Here is a 15,677-nt window from a genome sequence, read left to right on the forward strand (position 1 = left end):
ATCGAGGAGTGCCCGTGAGCAGATTCACCGACGAGATGTACGCGACGGCGGAGAGCACACGCCGTGGGCTGATCACCGGGGAGCCGGACGAGCCGCTGCGGCAGACCTGGGGCGAGATCCACCGGCAGGCGCGCTGCATGGCCGGGGCGCTGGCCGCGGCCGGCATCGGGCACGGCGCCGCGGTCGGTGTGCTGGCAGGCAATCCCGTCGACATCGCCCCGGTGTGTCAGGCCATCTGGATGCGGGGCGGCAGCGTCACAATGCTGCACCAGCCGACGCCGCGCACCGACCTGGCCGCGTGGGCGCGTGACACCGAAACGGTCGTCCACATGATCGACGCGCAGGTGGTGGTGCTCGGGGCGCCGTTCGACGCGGCCGAACCCGTGCTGCGCGAACGCGGCATCCGCGTCGTGACGGTCGCGCAGATGCGGGCGGGTTCGCCGATCGACCCGGTCGACACCGCCGAATCGGATATCGCGTTGCAGCAGTTGACGTCCGGATCGACCGGATCGCCGAAGGCCGTGCTGATCTCGCACGAGAACTTCTATGTCAACGCCTACGCGATGATCGACCGCATCAAGTACTCCCTCGACGACGACGTGATGATCAGCTGGCTGCCGCTGTTCCACGACATGGGGATGGTCGGGTTCCTCAGCGTGCCCATGCAGGTCGGCGCGGAGGTCGTGTCGGTGACACCGCTGGAATTCCTCAAGGCCCCGCTGCTGTGGGCGCAGCTGATCGGCAAGTACCACGGAACAGTCACGGCCGCACCGAATTTCGCGTACTCACTGCTCGCCCGCAAGCTCGCACAGGCGCCGGACGGCGCCGTCGATCTGTCGTCGATGCGGTGGATGTGGAACGGCGCCGAACCGGTCGATCCCGACACCATGATCACGCTCGCCGAGGCCGGTGCGCGTTTCGGGCTGGACCCGATGGCCCTGGCCCCTGTCTACGGCATGGCCGAGACAACCCTGGCGGTGTCGGTCCCGGACCCGGGGCACGGGCAGGTCCTCGACATCGTCGACCCGGATCTGCTCGAAGCCGGCGGCATGGCCGTGCCCACCACCCGGCCGAACGGGCGGCGGCTGGCCACGCTCGGGCATCTCGTCCCCGGGCTCGAGGGGCGCGTCGTCGGCCGCGACGGGCAGGTTCTTCCCCCGCGCGGTGTCGGCATCATCCAGCTGCGCGGCAAGGCCGTGACCTCGGGTTATCTCACCGTGGACGGGCCGGTCGCGGCGCAGGACGCCGACGGCTGGTTCGACACCGGCGACGTCGGCTACTTCACCGAGGAAGGCCGCGTGGTGGTGTGCGGGCGGGTCAAGGACGTCATCATCATGGGCGGCCGGAACGTGTATCCGACCGACATCGAACGTGCCGCGTGCAGCGTCGACGGGGTGCGGCCCGGGAACGCCGTCGCGATCCGTCTCGACGCCGGCGACAAACGCGAATCCTTCGCGGTCGCAGTCGAAACCAACCGGATCGACGACCCTGCCGAGGTCCGCCGCATCGAACACGAGGTGGTGCACGCCGTCGTCGCCGAGGTCGGGGTGCGGCCCCGGACGGTCGCGGTGCTCGGTCCCGGCAGCATCCCGAAGACGTCGTCCGGCAAGCTGCGGCGCGGCAGCTCGGCCGCCCTCCTGGCCCGGTGACCCGTGCGCGTTCTCGGTAGCACCCGCTACCGAAAACGCGCACGAGGGGCAGCGCTCAGTGGATGCGGTTCTGCGCGCCCTCGAGGCCCAGGCGCAGCAGCAGCTCGACGGCGTCCGCCCCCTCCTCGCAGAACACGTCGAGTTCCTTGCGCTCGGTCGTCGAGAACGGCTTGAGCACGAAATCGGCCGGATCCTGCCGGCCCGGGGGACGGCCGATGCCCATCCGCACCCGCAGGTAGTCCTTCGTACCCAGCGAACTCGACGTCGACCGCAACCCGTTGTGCCCGTTCTCGCCGCCGCCCAGCTTGAGCCGGATGGTGCCGAAATCCAGATCCAGCTCGTCGTGGATCACCACGATGTTCGCCGGGTCGACCGAGAAGAACTTCGCCAGTCCCGCGACCGGGCCACCCGACAGGTTCATGTAGGTGCGCGGTTTCGCGATGATCACCTGCCTGCCGTCGAGGCGGGCCTGCACGATGTCCGAGTTGCTGCGCTTGTGCGCGCCGAACGAACCGCCCACGCGCCCGGCGAGCACGTCGGCCACCATGAAACCGATGTTGTGACGGGTCTTCTCGTACTTCGGCCCGGGATTGCCGAGGCCGACGACGAGCGCGGTGTCCTCGCTCACGTTCGTGTGTTCCTTCCCGACCGGTGGCGGTTGCGGCGACCGGTCACACGCGCGCGGCGCGCCATCCCGCGGGGGATGACGCGCCGCAACGAATCATGTGGAGCCGTGGGTGGCTCAGGCCTCCTCGGCCGGAGCCTCGGCCTCGGCGCCCTCGACCGCTTCGCCCTCGAGGGCCTCGGCGGACGGTGCCACGACGATGTTCACGAGCAGCAGATCGGCCTCGTCCTGCAGCGACGCGCCCTTGGGCAGCTCGACGCCACCGGCGAGGATCTGGGTGCCGGCCTCGGCGCCCTCGATGGAGACCTCGACCTGCTCGGGGATGTGCAGGGCCTCGGCCTCGAGCTTGATGGTGGTGACCTCGTTGACGACGAGGGTGCCGGAAGCGGCCTCACCGGTGATGACCAGCGGCACCTCGACGACGACCTTCTCGCCCTTCTGGACGACGAGCAGGTCGGCGTGCTCGATGTAGTTGCGGATCGGGTGCACGACGACCGACTTGGTCAGCGCCAGCTCCTCGGAACCGTCGACATCGAGGGTGAGCACGGCGTTGGTGCCGTGGGCGCGCAGCACGGCCGCGAACTCGCGGGCCGGGAGGGCGAGGTGCTTGGGCTCGGTGCCGTGGCCGTACAGCACGGCGGGGACCTGTCCGTCACGGCGGGCACGGCGGGCAGCGCCCTTGCCGAACTCGGTGCGGACGGCGGCTACGAGACGGTTCTCGTCGGACATGATGTAACGGCTCCTACGCTTGTGGCTCTCACTGGGTCGGTCTTCTCGACGATGCGGGACCGGACGCGCGCGGGCCGGGAGCGTGGAACGCTCGAGCGGAGCCGCAGCCGCGTCGATCACGGTGAGCCAGCGATTTCGCGGTTCACCCTCGCCGAGACAACTCGAAGTACTTTACCGGATCGGCGGGGGTAAAGCGAACGGCCCCCACCCCGTCACAGGCTCCGCACCGCGGCGAGGAATCGGTCGACGTCGGCGGGGGAGACGAAGTAGTGCGGTGACGCGCGCACCACCGCGTCGAGTGTCCGCGCGGTCATGTCCAGCAGCGTCGAACTGCGATGACTGACGGTCACCGTCATCGACTGCTCGGCGAGCGCGTCGCGTACCGCCGTGGGTTCGCGACCGTCCACGGTGAACGAGACGATGCCGCTGCGGGGATCACCGAGGTCGCGGACCTCGACCCCGGGGATGCGGCCTAGGCCGTCGCGCAGGTGTTCGGAGCGGTAGGCGATCGCCTCGGTGACCGCGTCGATCCCCAGGTCGAGCAGGTAGTCGACTGCAGCCCCCAAGCCCAGGCGCGCGGCGACGTCGGCTTCCCACAGTTCGAAGCGGGTGGCGTCGGGTGCGATCTCGTATTCGTCGGCTCCCGACCACCGGGCGCTGTGCAGGTCCAGCACGGCGGGCTCGAGTTCACCGATCAGCCGCGGCCGCACGTACAGGAATCCGGTGCCGCGCGGGCCGCGCAGCCACTTGCGCCCGGTCGCGGACAGCGCGTCCACGTCGAGTTCGGGCACGCTGACCGGGAGTTGCCCGACGGACTGGCACGCGTCGAGCAGCACGAGCGCCCCGACCTTGTGCGCCGCATCCGCGACCTCCCGCACCGGGTTGATCAGACCGCCGTTGGTGGGGGCGTGCACGAGCGACACCAGTTTCACGCGCTCGTCGAGCATCGCGGTGAGTGCGTCGACGTCGATGCGACCGTCCGGGCCGGACGGGATCTGCTCGACGGTCGCGCCGGTGGCGCGGGCGCGCTGCAGGGCGGCGACCGCGTTGGCGGCGTATTCGACGCGGGAGATGAGGATGCGATCGCCGGGGTGCAGCGGCACCGCGTAGAAGAACGACGTCCACGAGCGGGACGCGCTGTCGGTGAGCGCGACCGAGGTGGGATCGACGTCGAGCAGCCGGCCGATCGACGTCTTCACGGCGTCCAGCGCGTCGAGCCGCTCGTTCGCTGCGACGTAGCCGCCGACCTCGGCTTCGCGGCGCAGGTGCGCGACGACGGTGTCGAGTACGGGTGTCGGGGGCAGCGACGAACCGGCGCTGTCGAGGAACACGCGCTCGAAGCAGCCGGGGGTGTCCCGGCGAACCCGTTGCAGATCGAGCACGGTGCGACCACCTCTTCCGCGTCCGGTACGGACAGTCCGTACGCCTGGAATGTAACCCCGGACCGCGTGTCGCGGCCGGTGTTCTCACGGCGCTGCGGCAACGGGCGCGTTAGGCTCGTCCCAGTCCTGGCTCGGCGGCGAGAGAGGGTGATCGAGTGGCGACTGCGATCAACACTGCGTACTCGCGCGCTGCCCTCACGTCGCGGGCGGAAGCGGTGGCGCACGTTCGCCGCAGCAGTTTCCGGTTCGGGCCGCCGCGGTTGATCGGGGTGGAGCTGGAATGGCTCACCGCCCGTGCGGACGGCACGGCGGCCCGTCCCGAACTCCGGTCGATCGTCGATTCACTCGGTTCGCATGCCCCGCGGACGGTGGCTCCGACGTCGTCGGCGCGACCGTTGCCGTCGGGCAGTGTGGTCAGCCTCGAACCCGGTGGCCAGGTCGAATTGTCCAGCGTGCCGTGTGCGTCGGCGCGGCAGGTGTGCGACCGTCTCGTCGCGGATGCCCGGATGCTGCGCTCGCTGCTGGCCCGACGGTCGCTGCTCATGCTCGATTCCGCCGGTGACGGCGTGCGGCCGCCGCACCGCTTGCTGCGCACTCCGCGTTACAGCGCGATGGAACTGCGGTTCGACCGGATCGGCCCGATGGGGCGGCTGATGATGAACAGCACCGCCGCGGTGCAGGTCAGTGTCGACGCCGGCGCGGACGACGACGAAGTGCGCCGCCGCTGGCACCTCCTGCACGCGATCGGTCCGGCGATGATCGCCGCGTTCGCGTGTTCGCCTGCGCTCAACGGTGTTCCGGACGGCAGCTGGGCGTCGCAGCGCATGCGGACGTGGCTGAACCTGGACCCCGGACGCACCACCCCGGTCTCCGACCCTGCCGACTACCCGGCGTGGGCGCTCGACGCGCCGCTGCTGTGCGTCCGATCGCCCGGCCCCGACTGGAATGCGCCACCGGATGCGTCGTTCGCGGACTGGCTGGACGGCTCCCTGGATGCGGATCTGGGTCGCCGCCCCACCGTCGAGGACCTGGACTATCACCTGACGACGCTGTTTCCGCCGGTGCGGCCGTGCGGGCACTTCGAGGTGCGTTATCTCGACGCGCAACCGGGGGATCTGTGGCAGGTCCCGGTCGCGGCGATCGAGGCGTTGCTGAGATCCCGTGCGGTGATGGACGAGGCAAAGGCGATCGCGGCCCCGGTCGCGGACCGGTGGGAGGAAGCCGCGCAGCACGGCCTCGCCAGTCTCGAAATACGTGCTGCGGCAGTCGGTTTGCTGGCGCTGGCGGCGGAGGCGTCGCCGGACATGAGATTCACGGCGGCGCTCGATGCCGCGGCGGTCCGGTGCTGCCGCGGTCGCGGACCGGAGGATCAGAGCCGGTGAGCGCGCTGCGGGCACAGGTGATGCGGGATCTCGCCCGCGCCCGTGTCCGCACGGCTGCGCTGACCGACCTCGACGATGCGGAACTGACAGCGCAGCATTCGCCGCTGATGAGCCCGCTGGTCTGGGATCTCGCGCACATCGCGAACCAGGAGGAACGCTGGCTGCTGCGCGAAGCCGCCGGACTGGAGGCCGAGCGCGCCGATCTCGACGATCTGTATGACGCGTTCCGTCATCCGCGGGCCACCCGGAACGGTCTGCCGCTGCTCGATCCCGCGCAGGCCCGCCGGTACGCCGACGATGTGCGAGCGCGGGTGTCGGAATCGTTGGAGACGTGCGCATTCGACACCGATCTCACCCGCGACGGATTCGTTTATTCGATGATCGCGCAGCACGAACAGCAGCACGACGAGACGATGCTCGCGACCCACCAGTTGCGTTCGGGCCCACCGGTGTTGTTCGCCCCGGAGGCGCCGCGCACCGGACGTCCGGTCGCGGCGGACGAGATCGCGGTCCCGGCTTGCGAAGTCGAGATCGGGACGTCCACCGATCCGGCAGCGCTGGACAACGAACGGCCCGCGCACCGCGTGCACGTGCCGGCCTTCCGCATCGACACTTTCCCCGTCACCAACGGCCGCTACCTCGAGTTCATGGCCGACGGCGGATACGACCGCCCGGAACTGTGGAGCGAAACCGGTTGGGAGCACCGGCTCCGCGCGGGTCTCGAGGCCCCGCAGTTCTGGACGCGGCAGCACGACGGCACGTGGTGGCGACGCAGTTTCGGGGTCATGGTGCCGGTGCATCCCGACGAACCGGTCGTCCACGTGTGTTTCCACGAGGCCGACGCCTACGCGCGCTGGGCCGGGAAGCGGCTTCCCACGGAGGTGGAGTGGGAGACGGCAGCGCGGTGGAACCCAGCGGAGCAGCGCAGCACTCGATACCCTTGGGGTGACGCCGAACCCGGCCCCGAGCACGCGAATCTCGGGCAGCGTCACCTCGGGCCCGCGGTCGTCGGCGCGTATCCGGCGGGGGCGTCGCCGCTCGGGGTGCAGCAACTGATCGGTGACGTGTGGGAGTGGACGTCGTCGGGTTTCGAACCCTATCCGGGGTTCCGGGCGTTTCCGTATCGTGAGTACTCCGAGGTGTTCTTCGGCGGCGACTACCGGGTTCTGCGCGGTGGTTCGTTCGGTACGGACGCGGTGGCGTGCCGCGGGACCTTCCGCAACTGGGACCATCCGATCCGGCGCCAGATATTCTCCGGATTCCGTTGTGCCCGAGACGTTCCCGACACGCCGGACGTCGCGGATGTGTAGGCACCTGGGCTACCTGGGCCCGGTGCGTACGGCCCGGTCGCTGATCACCTACGGTCCGCACTCGCTGTTCCGTCAGTCGTGGGCGCCGAAGGACATGCGCGGCGGCGGCACCGTCAACGCCGACGGGTTCGGGGTGGCCTGGTGGACCGCCGACGGCATCCCCGGCCGGTACCGGAGCGAGAAGCCGATCTGGTCTGATCCCTTTGTCACCGAAGGTTTGTCCTCGATCCGGACCGGGGCGATGATCGCCGCGCTCCGATCCGCGACCGAGGGTATGCCGGTGGAGCGGTCGGCGGCCGCTCCGTTCACGGACGGCCGGTGGGCGTTCAGTCACAACGGGCGGGTCGTCGGGTGGCCCGGGACGCTCGTGTCGCTCGCGCAGCGGCTCCCGGTGTCGGAGCTGCTGCGGCTCGAATCGCCCACCGACGCGGCGACATTATGGATGCTGCTGCGATCGCGGCTGCGCACCGACAGGCCCGAGGCCGCGCTCATGCGGCTCGTCCGTGACGTGATCGACCTTTCGCCGCATTCTCGTCTGAACCTGTTGTTGGGCAACGGGTCCGGACTGTGGGCGACCGCGTGGTACCACTCGCTGTGGGTGCTCGTCGACGAGCGCATCGCGGTGGTGTCCTCGGAACCGTACGACGATGATCCGCGCTGGAAGCAGGTGCCGGACCGGCATCTGGTCAGCGCCCGACCGGGACACCTGATCGTGTCCCCCCTGGAGGTGCCGAGCGTATGACCGTCGACGTCTATCTGACCCCGGCCGAACTCGACGAGGCGTTGCGGGCCGACGCGCGCCGCGGCCTGACCGCGACCCCGAAGTGGCTGTCGCCGACCTGGCTGTACGACGAGCGCGGCGGCGATCTGTTCGAACAGATCACCCGGCTGCCCGAGTACTATCCGACCCGCACCGAACGTGCTCTGCTGAAAGCGTTCTCGGCGGACATCGCGGACGCGATGCGGCCCGAGCTGCTCGTCGAACTGGGGTCCGGATCGTCGGAGAAGACCCGGTTGCTGCTCGACGCGCTCGCCCCCTACCTGCACACCTACGTACCGCAGGACGTGTCCGAGTCCGCCCTGCAGGGCGCGGTCGCCCGCCTGTCCGCCGACTACCCCGACCTCGCGGTCCGCGGGGTGGTCGGGGACTTCACCGGTTCGCTGAGCCATCTGCCCGACGGGGGCCGGCGGATGATCGCGTTTCTCGGTGGCACCATCGGCAACCTGGTCCCGGCCGAGCGGGCCGAGTTCCTGGCCGAACTCGCCGCGACCCTCGACAAGGGGGAGTGGCTGCTGCTCGGCGTCGGTCTCGTCGTCGACCCGGAGATCATCGTCCCCGCGTACGACGACGCCGCCGGCGTCACCGCCGAATTCGACCGCAACGTGCTGCACGTGCTCAATCAACGGCTGGGAGCGAACTTCGAACCGGACCGTTTCCGGCACGTGGCGCTGTGGGACGCGGACAACGAGTGGATCGAGATGCGGCTCGAGGCCACTGCGACGATGACAGTGCAGATCCCCGGCCTGGGGCTCGAGGTGTCCTTCGACGAAGGCGAGCAGCTACGCACGGAGATCTCCGCGAAGTTCCGCCTCGACGGCATCGCCCGCGAACTCACCGACGCCGGGTTCGTCGTCCGCCACGAGTGGGTCGACCCCGACGACCGGTTCGCGCTGATCGGGGCGTCGCGTCGCTGATCCGCCTTCCCCGGTTGGATCTCGCTGTGTTCGCCAGCGGCCCTGTAGGTGCTGGACAACGCGACTCCATTTATATCATGATGAATATGCGCTACTGTGGTGCAGGTAACAGTCGCGACGGAACGTCGGCGACGCCGCGAGAAGAGGTGAAGCGTGCCGTCCATCGGTCTGAGCGCGTACGGGGCGACCTGCGCAGAACTCGTCGAACTCGCCGTGTGCGCCGAGGAGGTGGGATTCGACGCGCTGTGGTTGGGCGAGCACGTCCTGCACCCGGTCGGTCATCAGAGCGAGCATCCGTCGACGGGTAGCCGGCAACATCACACCGGCCCCCTCGTCGACCCCACGACGGACCTGCCGGACCCCCTGGTCGTGCTTGCGGCCGTCGCGGCGGTGACCGAAACGCTCGAGCTCGGGACGGCGGTCTACCTGGCACCGCTCCGTCATCCATTGCTGTCGGCGCGCGCGGTCGCCACCCTGCAGGAATTGTCCGGAGGCCGGGTTCGTCTGGGCGTAGGAGCGGGATGGCTCGCGGAGGAGTTCGAAGCGCTCGATGTCCCGTTCCGCAGTCGCGTCTCGCGCACCGAGGAGTGTGTCGAGATCATGCGTAGGGCGTGGGTCGGTGTCCCGTTCTCCCACGAGGGTGCGCATTTTCGGTTCGACGAGGTGCAGGTTCACCCGCGACCGGTGTCGGTGCCGGTGGTCTTCGGTGGCAACGGACCGAAAGCGCTCGCTCGCGCGGCCGTTCTCGGGGACGGTTGGTTTACTTCGGGCACACCGGATTTCGCCGAGTCGTACCGGATGGTCCGGGAGATCGAGCGCCTCCGATCCGAAGCCGGTCGCGCCGACGAATTCCGGTGCTATGTCCGCGTCGACCCGGCTGATGCCGGCGATCTGCATCGCTATCGGGAGAACGGGATGGACGATCTGGTGTTGTGGGCGGACAAGTTCTGGGTCGGGGAGACTCTCGCCGAACGGCGAGCGTCGCTGGCCGCGGCGGCCGAGAGGCTGGAAGTCGGGTGCCGGGTGAGCCGGTAGATGCCGGTGCGTCGATAGCATCGACGGGCACAGACGGAGCAACGCCCGCTCGGACGCCGCGTGCGGCAGCCGAGCGGGACGCGAGTACGGAGGGGAGACCATGCCGAGAACCGGGGTTCGGCGCAGCAACAACGGAAGTGAGGGCGGTGGCCGAGAGGTATCGCTGCTCCGGCCGTTGAAGGCCGCGGAAATCGTCGCACGCTCGATCGTGGGGGACATCCAGACCGAGGGGCTCGAGCCGGGAACATGCCTTCCGTCGGAAGCGGCGATGCTGGACAAGTACGGGGTCAGTCGTGAATCCCTCAGGGAGGGATTGAGACTGCTCGAGGTCCAGGGAATGATTACGATCAGGCGCGGCCCGGGGGGTGGACCGGTGGTCGGCTCGGTCGATTCGGCTCACCTGGGCCGGGTTTCGGCCCTTTTCTACAACATGTCCGGAGCTACGTACGGGGAGTTGTTCGAGGCATGGGTCTGGGCCGAGGGTGAGCTCGCGGATCGGGCCGCTCGTAATCCGGATGCTGCGTTGCGCGTAAGCACGATGAGTCGTTTCGTCGTGGACGGTGCCCATGTCGAGCCCGAGAGCCTGGATTCCTACCTCGAGGCCCACGCGGGCTTCCATCATGCGGTAGCAAAGTTGTCCGGAAATCGTGTTCTGGCATTGAGTCTCGAAGCGTATGGGCAGATCGTTGCACACCATGTCGCGATGGTGGACGATCCGCGCAAACTCAACGATGTGCTGTTGGACGATCACCAGCATGTGGCGAAGGCGGTCAGTGCAGGTCATTCGCGTAGGGCGCGTGAACTGATGGAGGAACACCTGCGCCGTGTCGTCGAGTACTGCAGTGAACGCTTGAACGGAACTCTCGAATCTGCTGTCGAGTGGTTGTAGCTTCGCGACCCGCACTGCAGTAGCGAAACCGATCGCACTCTCACAGATGCCCGGCCGTGAATTACGCGGCCGGGCATCGTGTTTCTCCCGAATCGGGACCTTCGACGCGGGACCGACGTCCCCGTTGCGCAAGCTGCGGAGGGGAATCCGGGATATATCGAGCGATCCCTTGACTTCCAAGTTCATCATGAGCAATATGGGTTTCATTGAAACCAAGTGATTTCCGTCACCGGTCGATCCGGTTGCTGTTCTCGTAGTGGACGGCGGCATCTCTTCTCGTTCCCCGCAGGACTCGGTGTCCGGTTGCAGGCAATCCACAGCAGCGCTCAGGAGGCGTACATGAAACGGTTGGAGGGCAAGGTCGCATTCATCACCGGTGCGGCACGTGGTCAGGGCCGCACCCACGCGGTGCGACTGGCGCAGGACGGCGCGGACATCGTTGCCGTCGACCTGTGTAGGCAGCAGGATCAGCTGGACTACTCCCAGGGCACCCCGGAGGATCTCGAGGAAACCGTCCGTTTGGTGGAGAAGGAAGGCCGACGGATCATCGCGCGCGCCGCGGATGTCCGGGATCTCTCCTCGCTCCAAGCGGTGACGGACGAGGCCGTCGCCGAGTTCGGGCGCATCGACATTCTCGTGTCGAACGCCGGCATCTCGAATCAGGGTCAGGTTGTCGGTCTGTCCGACCAGCAGTGGTCCGACATCCTCGACACCAACCTCGTCGGTGCCTGGCATGCGTGCCGCGCCGTGCTTCCTCAGATGATCGAGCGCGGCGAGGGCGGGTCCGTCATCTTCGTCAGTTCGACAGTCGGACTGCGCGGTGCCCCGGGACAGTCGCACTACGCCGCCTCCAAGCACGGTCTCCAAGGACTGATGCTGTCATTGGCAAACGAAGTGGGAGCGCACAACATTCGGGTCAATTCGGTCAATCCCGGCGCGGTCAACACCCCTATGGCGATCAACGAGAGCCTGCTCAAGATGTTCCTTCCGCACCTCGAGAATCCGACCGCGGACGACGCGGCCGACCTGTTCGCTCAGCTGACGCTGCTGCCGATCCCGTGGGTCGAGCCCGAAGACGTCAGCAACGCGGTGGCGTGGCTGGCGTCGGACGAGGCGCGATACATCCACGGCGTGGCCATCCCGGTCGACGGCGGCCAGCTGGCTCGATCCTAGGAGGTGACGATGTCCAGAATTGCTGTAGACGTCGACTACTGCCAGGCCCACGGACGCTGCTACGCACGATTCCCCGAACTGTTCGATGCCGACGACGAAGGCCGGGCCGTCCTCCTCGGTGGAGGCGCGGTACCTGTGAACGTCGATCCGGAAGAGATCGTATCCGTGTGCCCCGAAGCGGCAATCACTCTGGTGTGAAAGGGATCCGAACATGACAGAACAACTGACCCCCGACGTGCAGGCGCGGACCGGATGTCCCGTCGATCTCTGGTCCGGTGAATTCAACCAGAATTTCTGGCCCGAAATCAGCCGGATGCAGGACTCCGACACGCTCGACGTGCACATGCAGGGCGATACACCGTGCTACGTCGCCACGCGCTACGAGGACGTCTTCAAGATCCTGCGGGACTGGAAGCGGTTCTCGTCCGAGTACGGTGTTGCAATCCTGGGCGGGGACAACCGTTCCGAAGCCCCGAAGAACGAGGGCCGATTCCTACCCGAAGACCTCGATCCGCCCGCGCAGACCGACTGGCGCAAGCTTCTCAATCCCGAGCTGACCGAAGAAAAGATGCGTCGCTTCGTGCCGACGTTCACCGCTGCGATCGACACATTGCTCGATGCCGGGATCGCGGCCGGCCGCTTCCGCGTAATGGAGGATTTCCTGCGCCCGCTCCAGTTGCGGGCTGTGTTCACCAACCTTCTGCTGCTGGGTGACGACCGGATCGACGACTGGATGCGGTGGGCTCACGACATCTTCGTTGCCGAAACGCCCGAGGCCTCGGGCGAGGCCTATGTGAGCCTCTACACCGCCATCGAGGAACTTGTCCAGGAACGGATGGCGAATCCCATCGACGGGGACCTCGTCAGCATGGTCGCCACTGTCGAGACCATCGACGGCCGCGAACCCACCCTTTCCGAGCGTGTCGCGGTCGTCCTGCCCTTGTCGATCGCCGGCCTCGAATCCACCGGAACCGTCCTCGGCGGAACGATCCACCACTTCGCAACGCACCCTGACGACTGGGCCGAAATCGTTGCCGACCCCAGCTTGGTCCCCGACGCGGTCGAAGAAGGATTGCGCATGTTTGCGAACGTCACTGTTCTCCAGCGCACCACGACTTGCCCCGTCACGATCGGCAGCACCGAGCTCGCCGAAGGAGCAAAGGTCTGGACGTCCTACAACGGCGCGAACCGTGATCCTCGAAAGTTCGACGACCCCCACACGTGGAACTTGCACCGCAAGGAGAAGAACCACATTGCTTTCAGTATCGGTCCGCACCGCTGCCTCGGATCCAACTTCGCCCGCGTCATGATGACGACGGTCCTCGGACGAATGGTCGAGCGTCTCCCGAAATTTGCGCTCTCGCAGGGACAGGAGATCGAATACCACTCCATGCCGACGCGCGGAATTCACGAGTTCACCGTGGACGTCGTCTCCGATTGACGAGCGGATTCCGGTAACGCGTAACTCCGGCGCCCGCGACGGTCGCGGTCGCGATGATCTAGCCCGACCTACCCCTTCCCCCATAGGACATTTCATGACAACCACTCAGCCGCAGGAACTCCTGGATCTGGCGCTGGCAGTCGTCGACGCCTGGAACCGCGTCGACCTCGACACATTGCGTGAACTCGTCGACGAGAACATCACCGTGGTCCACCAGAACCGCGGGGTGGCCGCGACCGGCCGTGACCTGATGCTCGAGACCGTGGAGCAGATGAAGGCGGTATTCCCGGACCGCTCGATCGGTGAGACGACCCGTTGGGCCGCCACCGGCAACTCGATCATGCGTGAGACAACCTGGCAGGGAACCGCGACCGCCGACGTGCCGGGTTTCGGCCAGGCAGGCGAGTTCTGCAAGCTCAACGTGCTCTCGATCATGTCGTTCGAGAACGGTCGCCTCACCGAGTGGTGTGACTACGGATGATTCACGTGCGCGCGGTGCCGGCCTCTGTCGGCACCGCGCGCCACCCACCCTCCCCGCAGTGTGAACCGGAAAGTGAACCATGGATCTCGAACTGTGTGTCGTCGCGCGCCGTCTCGTCGCGGACTCCGTCGTCGAACTGACTCTCGCCCTGCCCGAGGGCGGCGACCTGCCGTGCTGGGAACCCGGCGCACACATCGATCTGCACGTCGGTGATCTCGTCCGGCAGTACTCTCTGACCGGTCTGGAGACCACGCCCGACACGTGGACCGTCGCGGTCCTGCGGGAGCCGAACAGTCGCGGTGGGTCGGATTACATCCACGACCGTCTCGTCGAGGACAGTCGCGTCGTCTCCGCCGGTCCGCGCAACCACTTCGCATTCCGGCCCGGCAACGGCGGAGTGCTCTTCGTCGCCGGGGGAATCGGCATCACGCCCTTGCTGCCGATGATCGCCCGGGCAGACGAGGCCGGAACCGACTGGCGCCTGGTCTATCTCGGACGTGCCCGAACCGGGATGGCGTACATCGACGATCTCGTGAAGTACGGCGACCGCGTCGAGGTCCGCCCCGACGACGAATACGGGCTTCCGGATGTGGCCGCGCTGATCGCGGCCACTGCACCGGATACTTCGATATATGCGTGTGGGCCCGAGGGGCTGCTCTCGGCTCTGGAGTCGGTGTGCTCGTCGGCGGAGTCACCGCGCCCACTTCGCCTCGAACGATTCGTGCCGAAGGTTGTGGAGACGGACGGACCCGAAAACGAGTTCGAGGTCGAGTTCGCCCAGAGCGGCCTGACGGTGCTCGTGCCCGCGAACCGCTCGATCCTCCAGATCGCGGAGGAGGCGGGCGTCGTCATCATCTCCTCCTGTAGCGAAGGCACTTGCGGGACCTGTGAGACAGCGGTTCTCGACGGTACTCCGGATCACCGAGACTCGGTCCTGACCGCCGACGAGCAGGAATCGGGCATGACGATCATGCCCTGCGTCTCTCGGTCGAGGACTCCGAAATTGGTGCTCGACGTCTGAGTGCTGTTACACCACAACCTTTCCCTTTCGACAGGAGATTCCATGACAGCGGACATCACGGCATCCGGCGTGTTGGCCGGCCAGTACGCATTGATCACCGGCGCGAGTGAAGGCATCGGACTGGGTATCGCCGAATCCATGGTGCGCGCGGGTGCGCATGTGATGATCGCAGCCCGGCGCCGCCCGCAACTCGAGATCGCCCAGAAGAACCTGCGTGAATTGGCCGGACCCGCCCAGCGGGTGGAGATCGCGGAGGTGGACATCCGGGAGCCGCAGTCGGTCGCCGCGTTGTTCGAGCAGGTGGACACGGTGTTCGGCGAATTGAACGTCTTCGTCGCCAATGCGGGCAGCGGGTCGATGGTGAAGTTTCTCGACATGACGGAGGAGATCTGGCAGTCCACCATGGAACTGAACATCAACGGGACCTTCCGCTCGTGCCATCAGGCCGCCACGCGGATGGCAGCACGCCCCGACAAGTCCCGGAATGCGTCGATTCTCGTCGTATCCTCGATCCGCGCTCTCGGTACGCGTCCGGGCACAATCCACTATGCGACTACGAAGGCCGGACTGAACCAATTCGTGCGGGTCGCCGCCTACGAGCTCGCCGAGTACGGCGTTCGTGTGAATGCGTTGTCACCCGGCATCACCGCAACTCCGATGGCACTGAACCGGAATCCCGAGGTTTTCGAGAAGATGGCTGCGACGGTGCCGATGGGCCGCGCAGGCAGTATCGACGACATGGGTGCAGCCGCGGTGTATCTCTGTGGCGCCGGCTTCGTGACCGGCGTCAATCATATCGTCGACGGCGGCGAATCGCTGTACTGATGTAGCGAGCCGGGGCACACGGTTCCCGGCTGGGAAAGGC

The 15,677-nt window shown here is 67.3% G+C and carries 16 protein-coding genes; 13 read left to right on the top strand and 3 right to left on the bottom strand.

All coding sequences use genetic code 11. From position 1 onward, the window contains the following. Positions 1-14 precede the first annotated feature (14 nt). Positions 15-1,649, top strand: a complete 1,635-nt coding sequence (locus ACN675_RS10510) for a fatty acyl-AMP ligase (RefSeq protein WP_420750808.1) — start codon at positions 15-17, stop codon at positions 1,647-1,649. Positions 1,650-1,704: 55 nt separating this feature from the next. Here the strand turns inward: ACN675_RS10510 and pth are convergent, their stop codons facing one another. The 3 genes from pth to ACN675_RS10525 all read right to left on the bottom strand — a co-directional run bounded on the left by pth (position 1,705) and on the right by ACN675_RS10525 (position 4,385). Further along, a complete protein-coding gene (gene pth / locus ACN675_RS10515) occupies positions 1,705-2,277 on the bottom strand; it encodes an aminoacyl-tRNA hydrolase (protein WP_420750809.1) in 573 nt (190 codons plus the stop codon). A 114-nt stretch (positions 2,278-2,391) separates the two neighbouring features. Then, on the bottom strand, positions 2,392-3,003 hold the full coding sequence (locus ACN675_RS10520) for a 50S ribosomal protein L25/general stress protein Ctc (RefSeq protein ID WP_420750810.1): 612 nt from the start codon (positions 3,001-3,003) through the stop codon (positions 2,392-2,394). Positions 3,004-3,215: 212 nt separating this feature from the next. Beyond that, positions 3,216-4,385: an aminotransferase class V-fold PLP-dependent enzyme gene (locus ACN675_RS10525; RefSeq protein WP_420750811.1), complete on the bottom strand. Its 1,170-nt coding sequence runs from the start codon at positions 4,383-4,385 to the stop codon at positions 3,216-3,218. A gap of 155 nt (positions 4,386-4,540) precedes the next feature. On the opposite strand from ACN675_RS10525, the gene egtA reads away from it, so the two are divergent. The 12 genes from egtA (at position 4,541) to ACN675_RS10585 (ending at position 15,637) form a co-directional block, all read left to right on the top strand. Beyond that, complete coding sequence (egtA, locus tag ACN675_RS10530; protein WP_420750812.1) at positions 4,541-5,767, top strand: ergothioneine biosynthesis glutamate--cysteine ligase EgtA; 1,227 nt, start codon at positions 4,541-4,543, stop codon at positions 5,765-5,767. Between the two features lie 20 nt (positions 5,768-5,787). Next, positions 5,788-7,077: an ergothioneine biosynthesis protein EgtB gene (gene egtB, locus ACN675_RS10535; RefSeq protein ID WP_420750847.1), complete on the top strand. Its 1,290-nt coding sequence runs from the start codon at positions 5,788-5,790 to the stop codon at positions 7,075-7,077. After that, entirely contained in the window at positions 7,070-7,819 is a 750-nt protein-coding gene (gene egtC, locus ACN675_RS10540) for an ergothioneine biosynthesis protein EgtC (protein ID WP_420750813.1), read from the top strand. Before egtB ends, egtC begins: the two co-directional genes overlap by 8 nt. Further along, positions 7,816-8,772, top strand: a complete 957-nt coding sequence (egtD, locus tag ACN675_RS10545) for an L-histidine N(alpha)-methyltransferase (protein ID WP_420750814.1) — start codon at positions 7,816-7,818, stop codon at positions 8,770-8,772. The genes egtC and egtD overlap by 4 nt, the downstream gene beginning before the upstream one ends. 153 nt (positions 8,773-8,925) lie before the next feature. Beyond that, a complete protein-coding gene (locus ACN675_RS10550; protein ID WP_420750815.1) occupies positions 8,926-9,807 on the top strand; it encodes a TIGR03619 family F420-dependent LLM class oxidoreductase in 882 nt (293 codons plus the stop codon). A 175-nt stretch (positions 9,808-9,982) separates the two neighbouring features. Continuing rightward, positions 9,983-10,696, top strand: coding sequence for a FadR/GntR family transcriptional regulator (locus tag ACN675_RS10555; protein WP_420750816.1), 714 nt, complete (start codon positions 9,983-9,985; stop codon positions 10,694-10,696). A 339-nt stretch (positions 10,697-11,035) separates the two neighbouring features. Next, complete coding sequence (locus ACN675_RS10560; protein WP_420750817.1) at positions 11,036-11,869, top strand: mycofactocin-coupled SDR family oxidoreductase; 834 nt, start codon at positions 11,036-11,038, stop codon at positions 11,867-11,869. Positions 11,870-11,878: 9 nt separating this feature from the next. Continuing rightward, positions 11,879-12,067, top strand: coding sequence for a ferredoxin (locus tag ACN675_RS10565; RefSeq protein WP_420750818.1), 189 nt, complete (start codon positions 11,879-11,881; stop codon positions 12,065-12,067). A 13-nt stretch (positions 12,068-12,080) separates the two neighbouring features. Beyond that, the gene (locus ACN675_RS10570) at positions 12,081-13,310 is read left to right on the top strand and encodes a cytochrome P450 (protein WP_420750819.1); all 1,230 of its coding nucleotides are present in this window, start codon (positions 12,081-12,083) and stop codon (positions 13,308-13,310) included. 94 nt (positions 13,311-13,404) lie between these two features. Next, on the top strand, positions 13,405-13,791 hold the full coding sequence (locus ACN675_RS10575) for an ester cyclase (RefSeq protein WP_420750820.1): 387 nt from the start codon (positions 13,405-13,407) through the stop codon (positions 13,789-13,791). Positions 13,792-13,870: 79 nt separating this feature from the next. Continuing rightward, on the top strand, positions 13,871-14,812 hold the full coding sequence (locus tag ACN675_RS10580; protein WP_420750821.1) for a PDR/VanB family oxidoreductase: 942 nt from the start codon (positions 13,871-13,873) through the stop codon (positions 14,810-14,812). Positions 14,813-14,854: 42 nt separating this feature from the next. After that, the gene (locus ACN675_RS10585; protein WP_420750822.1) at positions 14,855-15,637 is read left to right on the top strand and encodes an SDR family NAD(P)-dependent oxidoreductase; all 783 of its coding nucleotides are present in this window, start codon (positions 14,855-14,857) and stop codon (positions 15,635-15,637) included. The last annotated feature ends 40 nt before the right edge of the window (positions 15,638-15,677 follow it).

The organism is Rhodococcus sp. O3 (assembly GCF_048897285.1).
Taxonomy (GTDB): domain Bacteria; phylum Actinomycetota; class Actinomycetes; order Mycobacteriales; family Mycobacteriaceae; genus Rhodococcus.

Bases quoted from the DNA above. Each gene is read 5' to 3' on its own strand.
- ACN675_RS10560 (WP_420750817.1), top strand. From the start codon at position 11,036: ATGAAACGGTTGGAGGGCAAGGTCGCATTCATCACCGGTGCGGCACGT.
- ACN675_RS10580 (WP_420750821.1), top strand. From the start codon at position 13,871: ATGGATCTCGAACTGTGTGTCGTCGCGCGCCGTCTCGTCGCGGACTCC.
- egtD (WP_420750814.1), top strand. From the start codon at position 7,816: ATGACCGTCGACGTCTATCTGACCCCGGCCGAACTCGACGAGGCGTTG.
- ACN675_RS10575 (WP_420750820.1), top strand. From the start codon at position 13,405: ATGACAACCACTCAGCCGCAGGAACTCCTGGATCTGGCGCTGGCAGTC.
- ACN675_RS10565 (WP_420750818.1), top strand. From the start codon at position 11,879: ATGTCCAGAATTGCTGTAGACGTCGACTACTGCCAGGCCCACGGACGC.
- ACN675_RS10570 (WP_420750819.1), top strand. From the start codon at position 12,081: ATGACAGAACAACTGACCCCCGACGTGCAGGCGCGGACCGGATGTCCC.
- ACN675_RS10585 (WP_420750822.1), top strand. From the start codon at position 14,855: ATGACAGCGGACATCACGGCATCCGGCGTGTTGGCCGGCCAGTACGCA.
- egtC (WP_420750813.1), top strand. From the start codon at position 7,070: ATGTGTAGGCACCTGGGCTACCTGGGCCCGGTGCGTACGGCCCGGTCG.
- ACN675_RS10520 (WP_420750810.1), bottom strand. From the start codon at position 3,003: ATGTCCGACGAGAACCGTCTCGTAGCCGCCGTCCGCACCGAGTTCGGC.
- egtB (WP_420750847.1), top strand. From the start codon at position 5,788: ATGCGGGATCTCGCCCGCGCCCGTGTCCGCACGGCTGCGCTGACCGAC.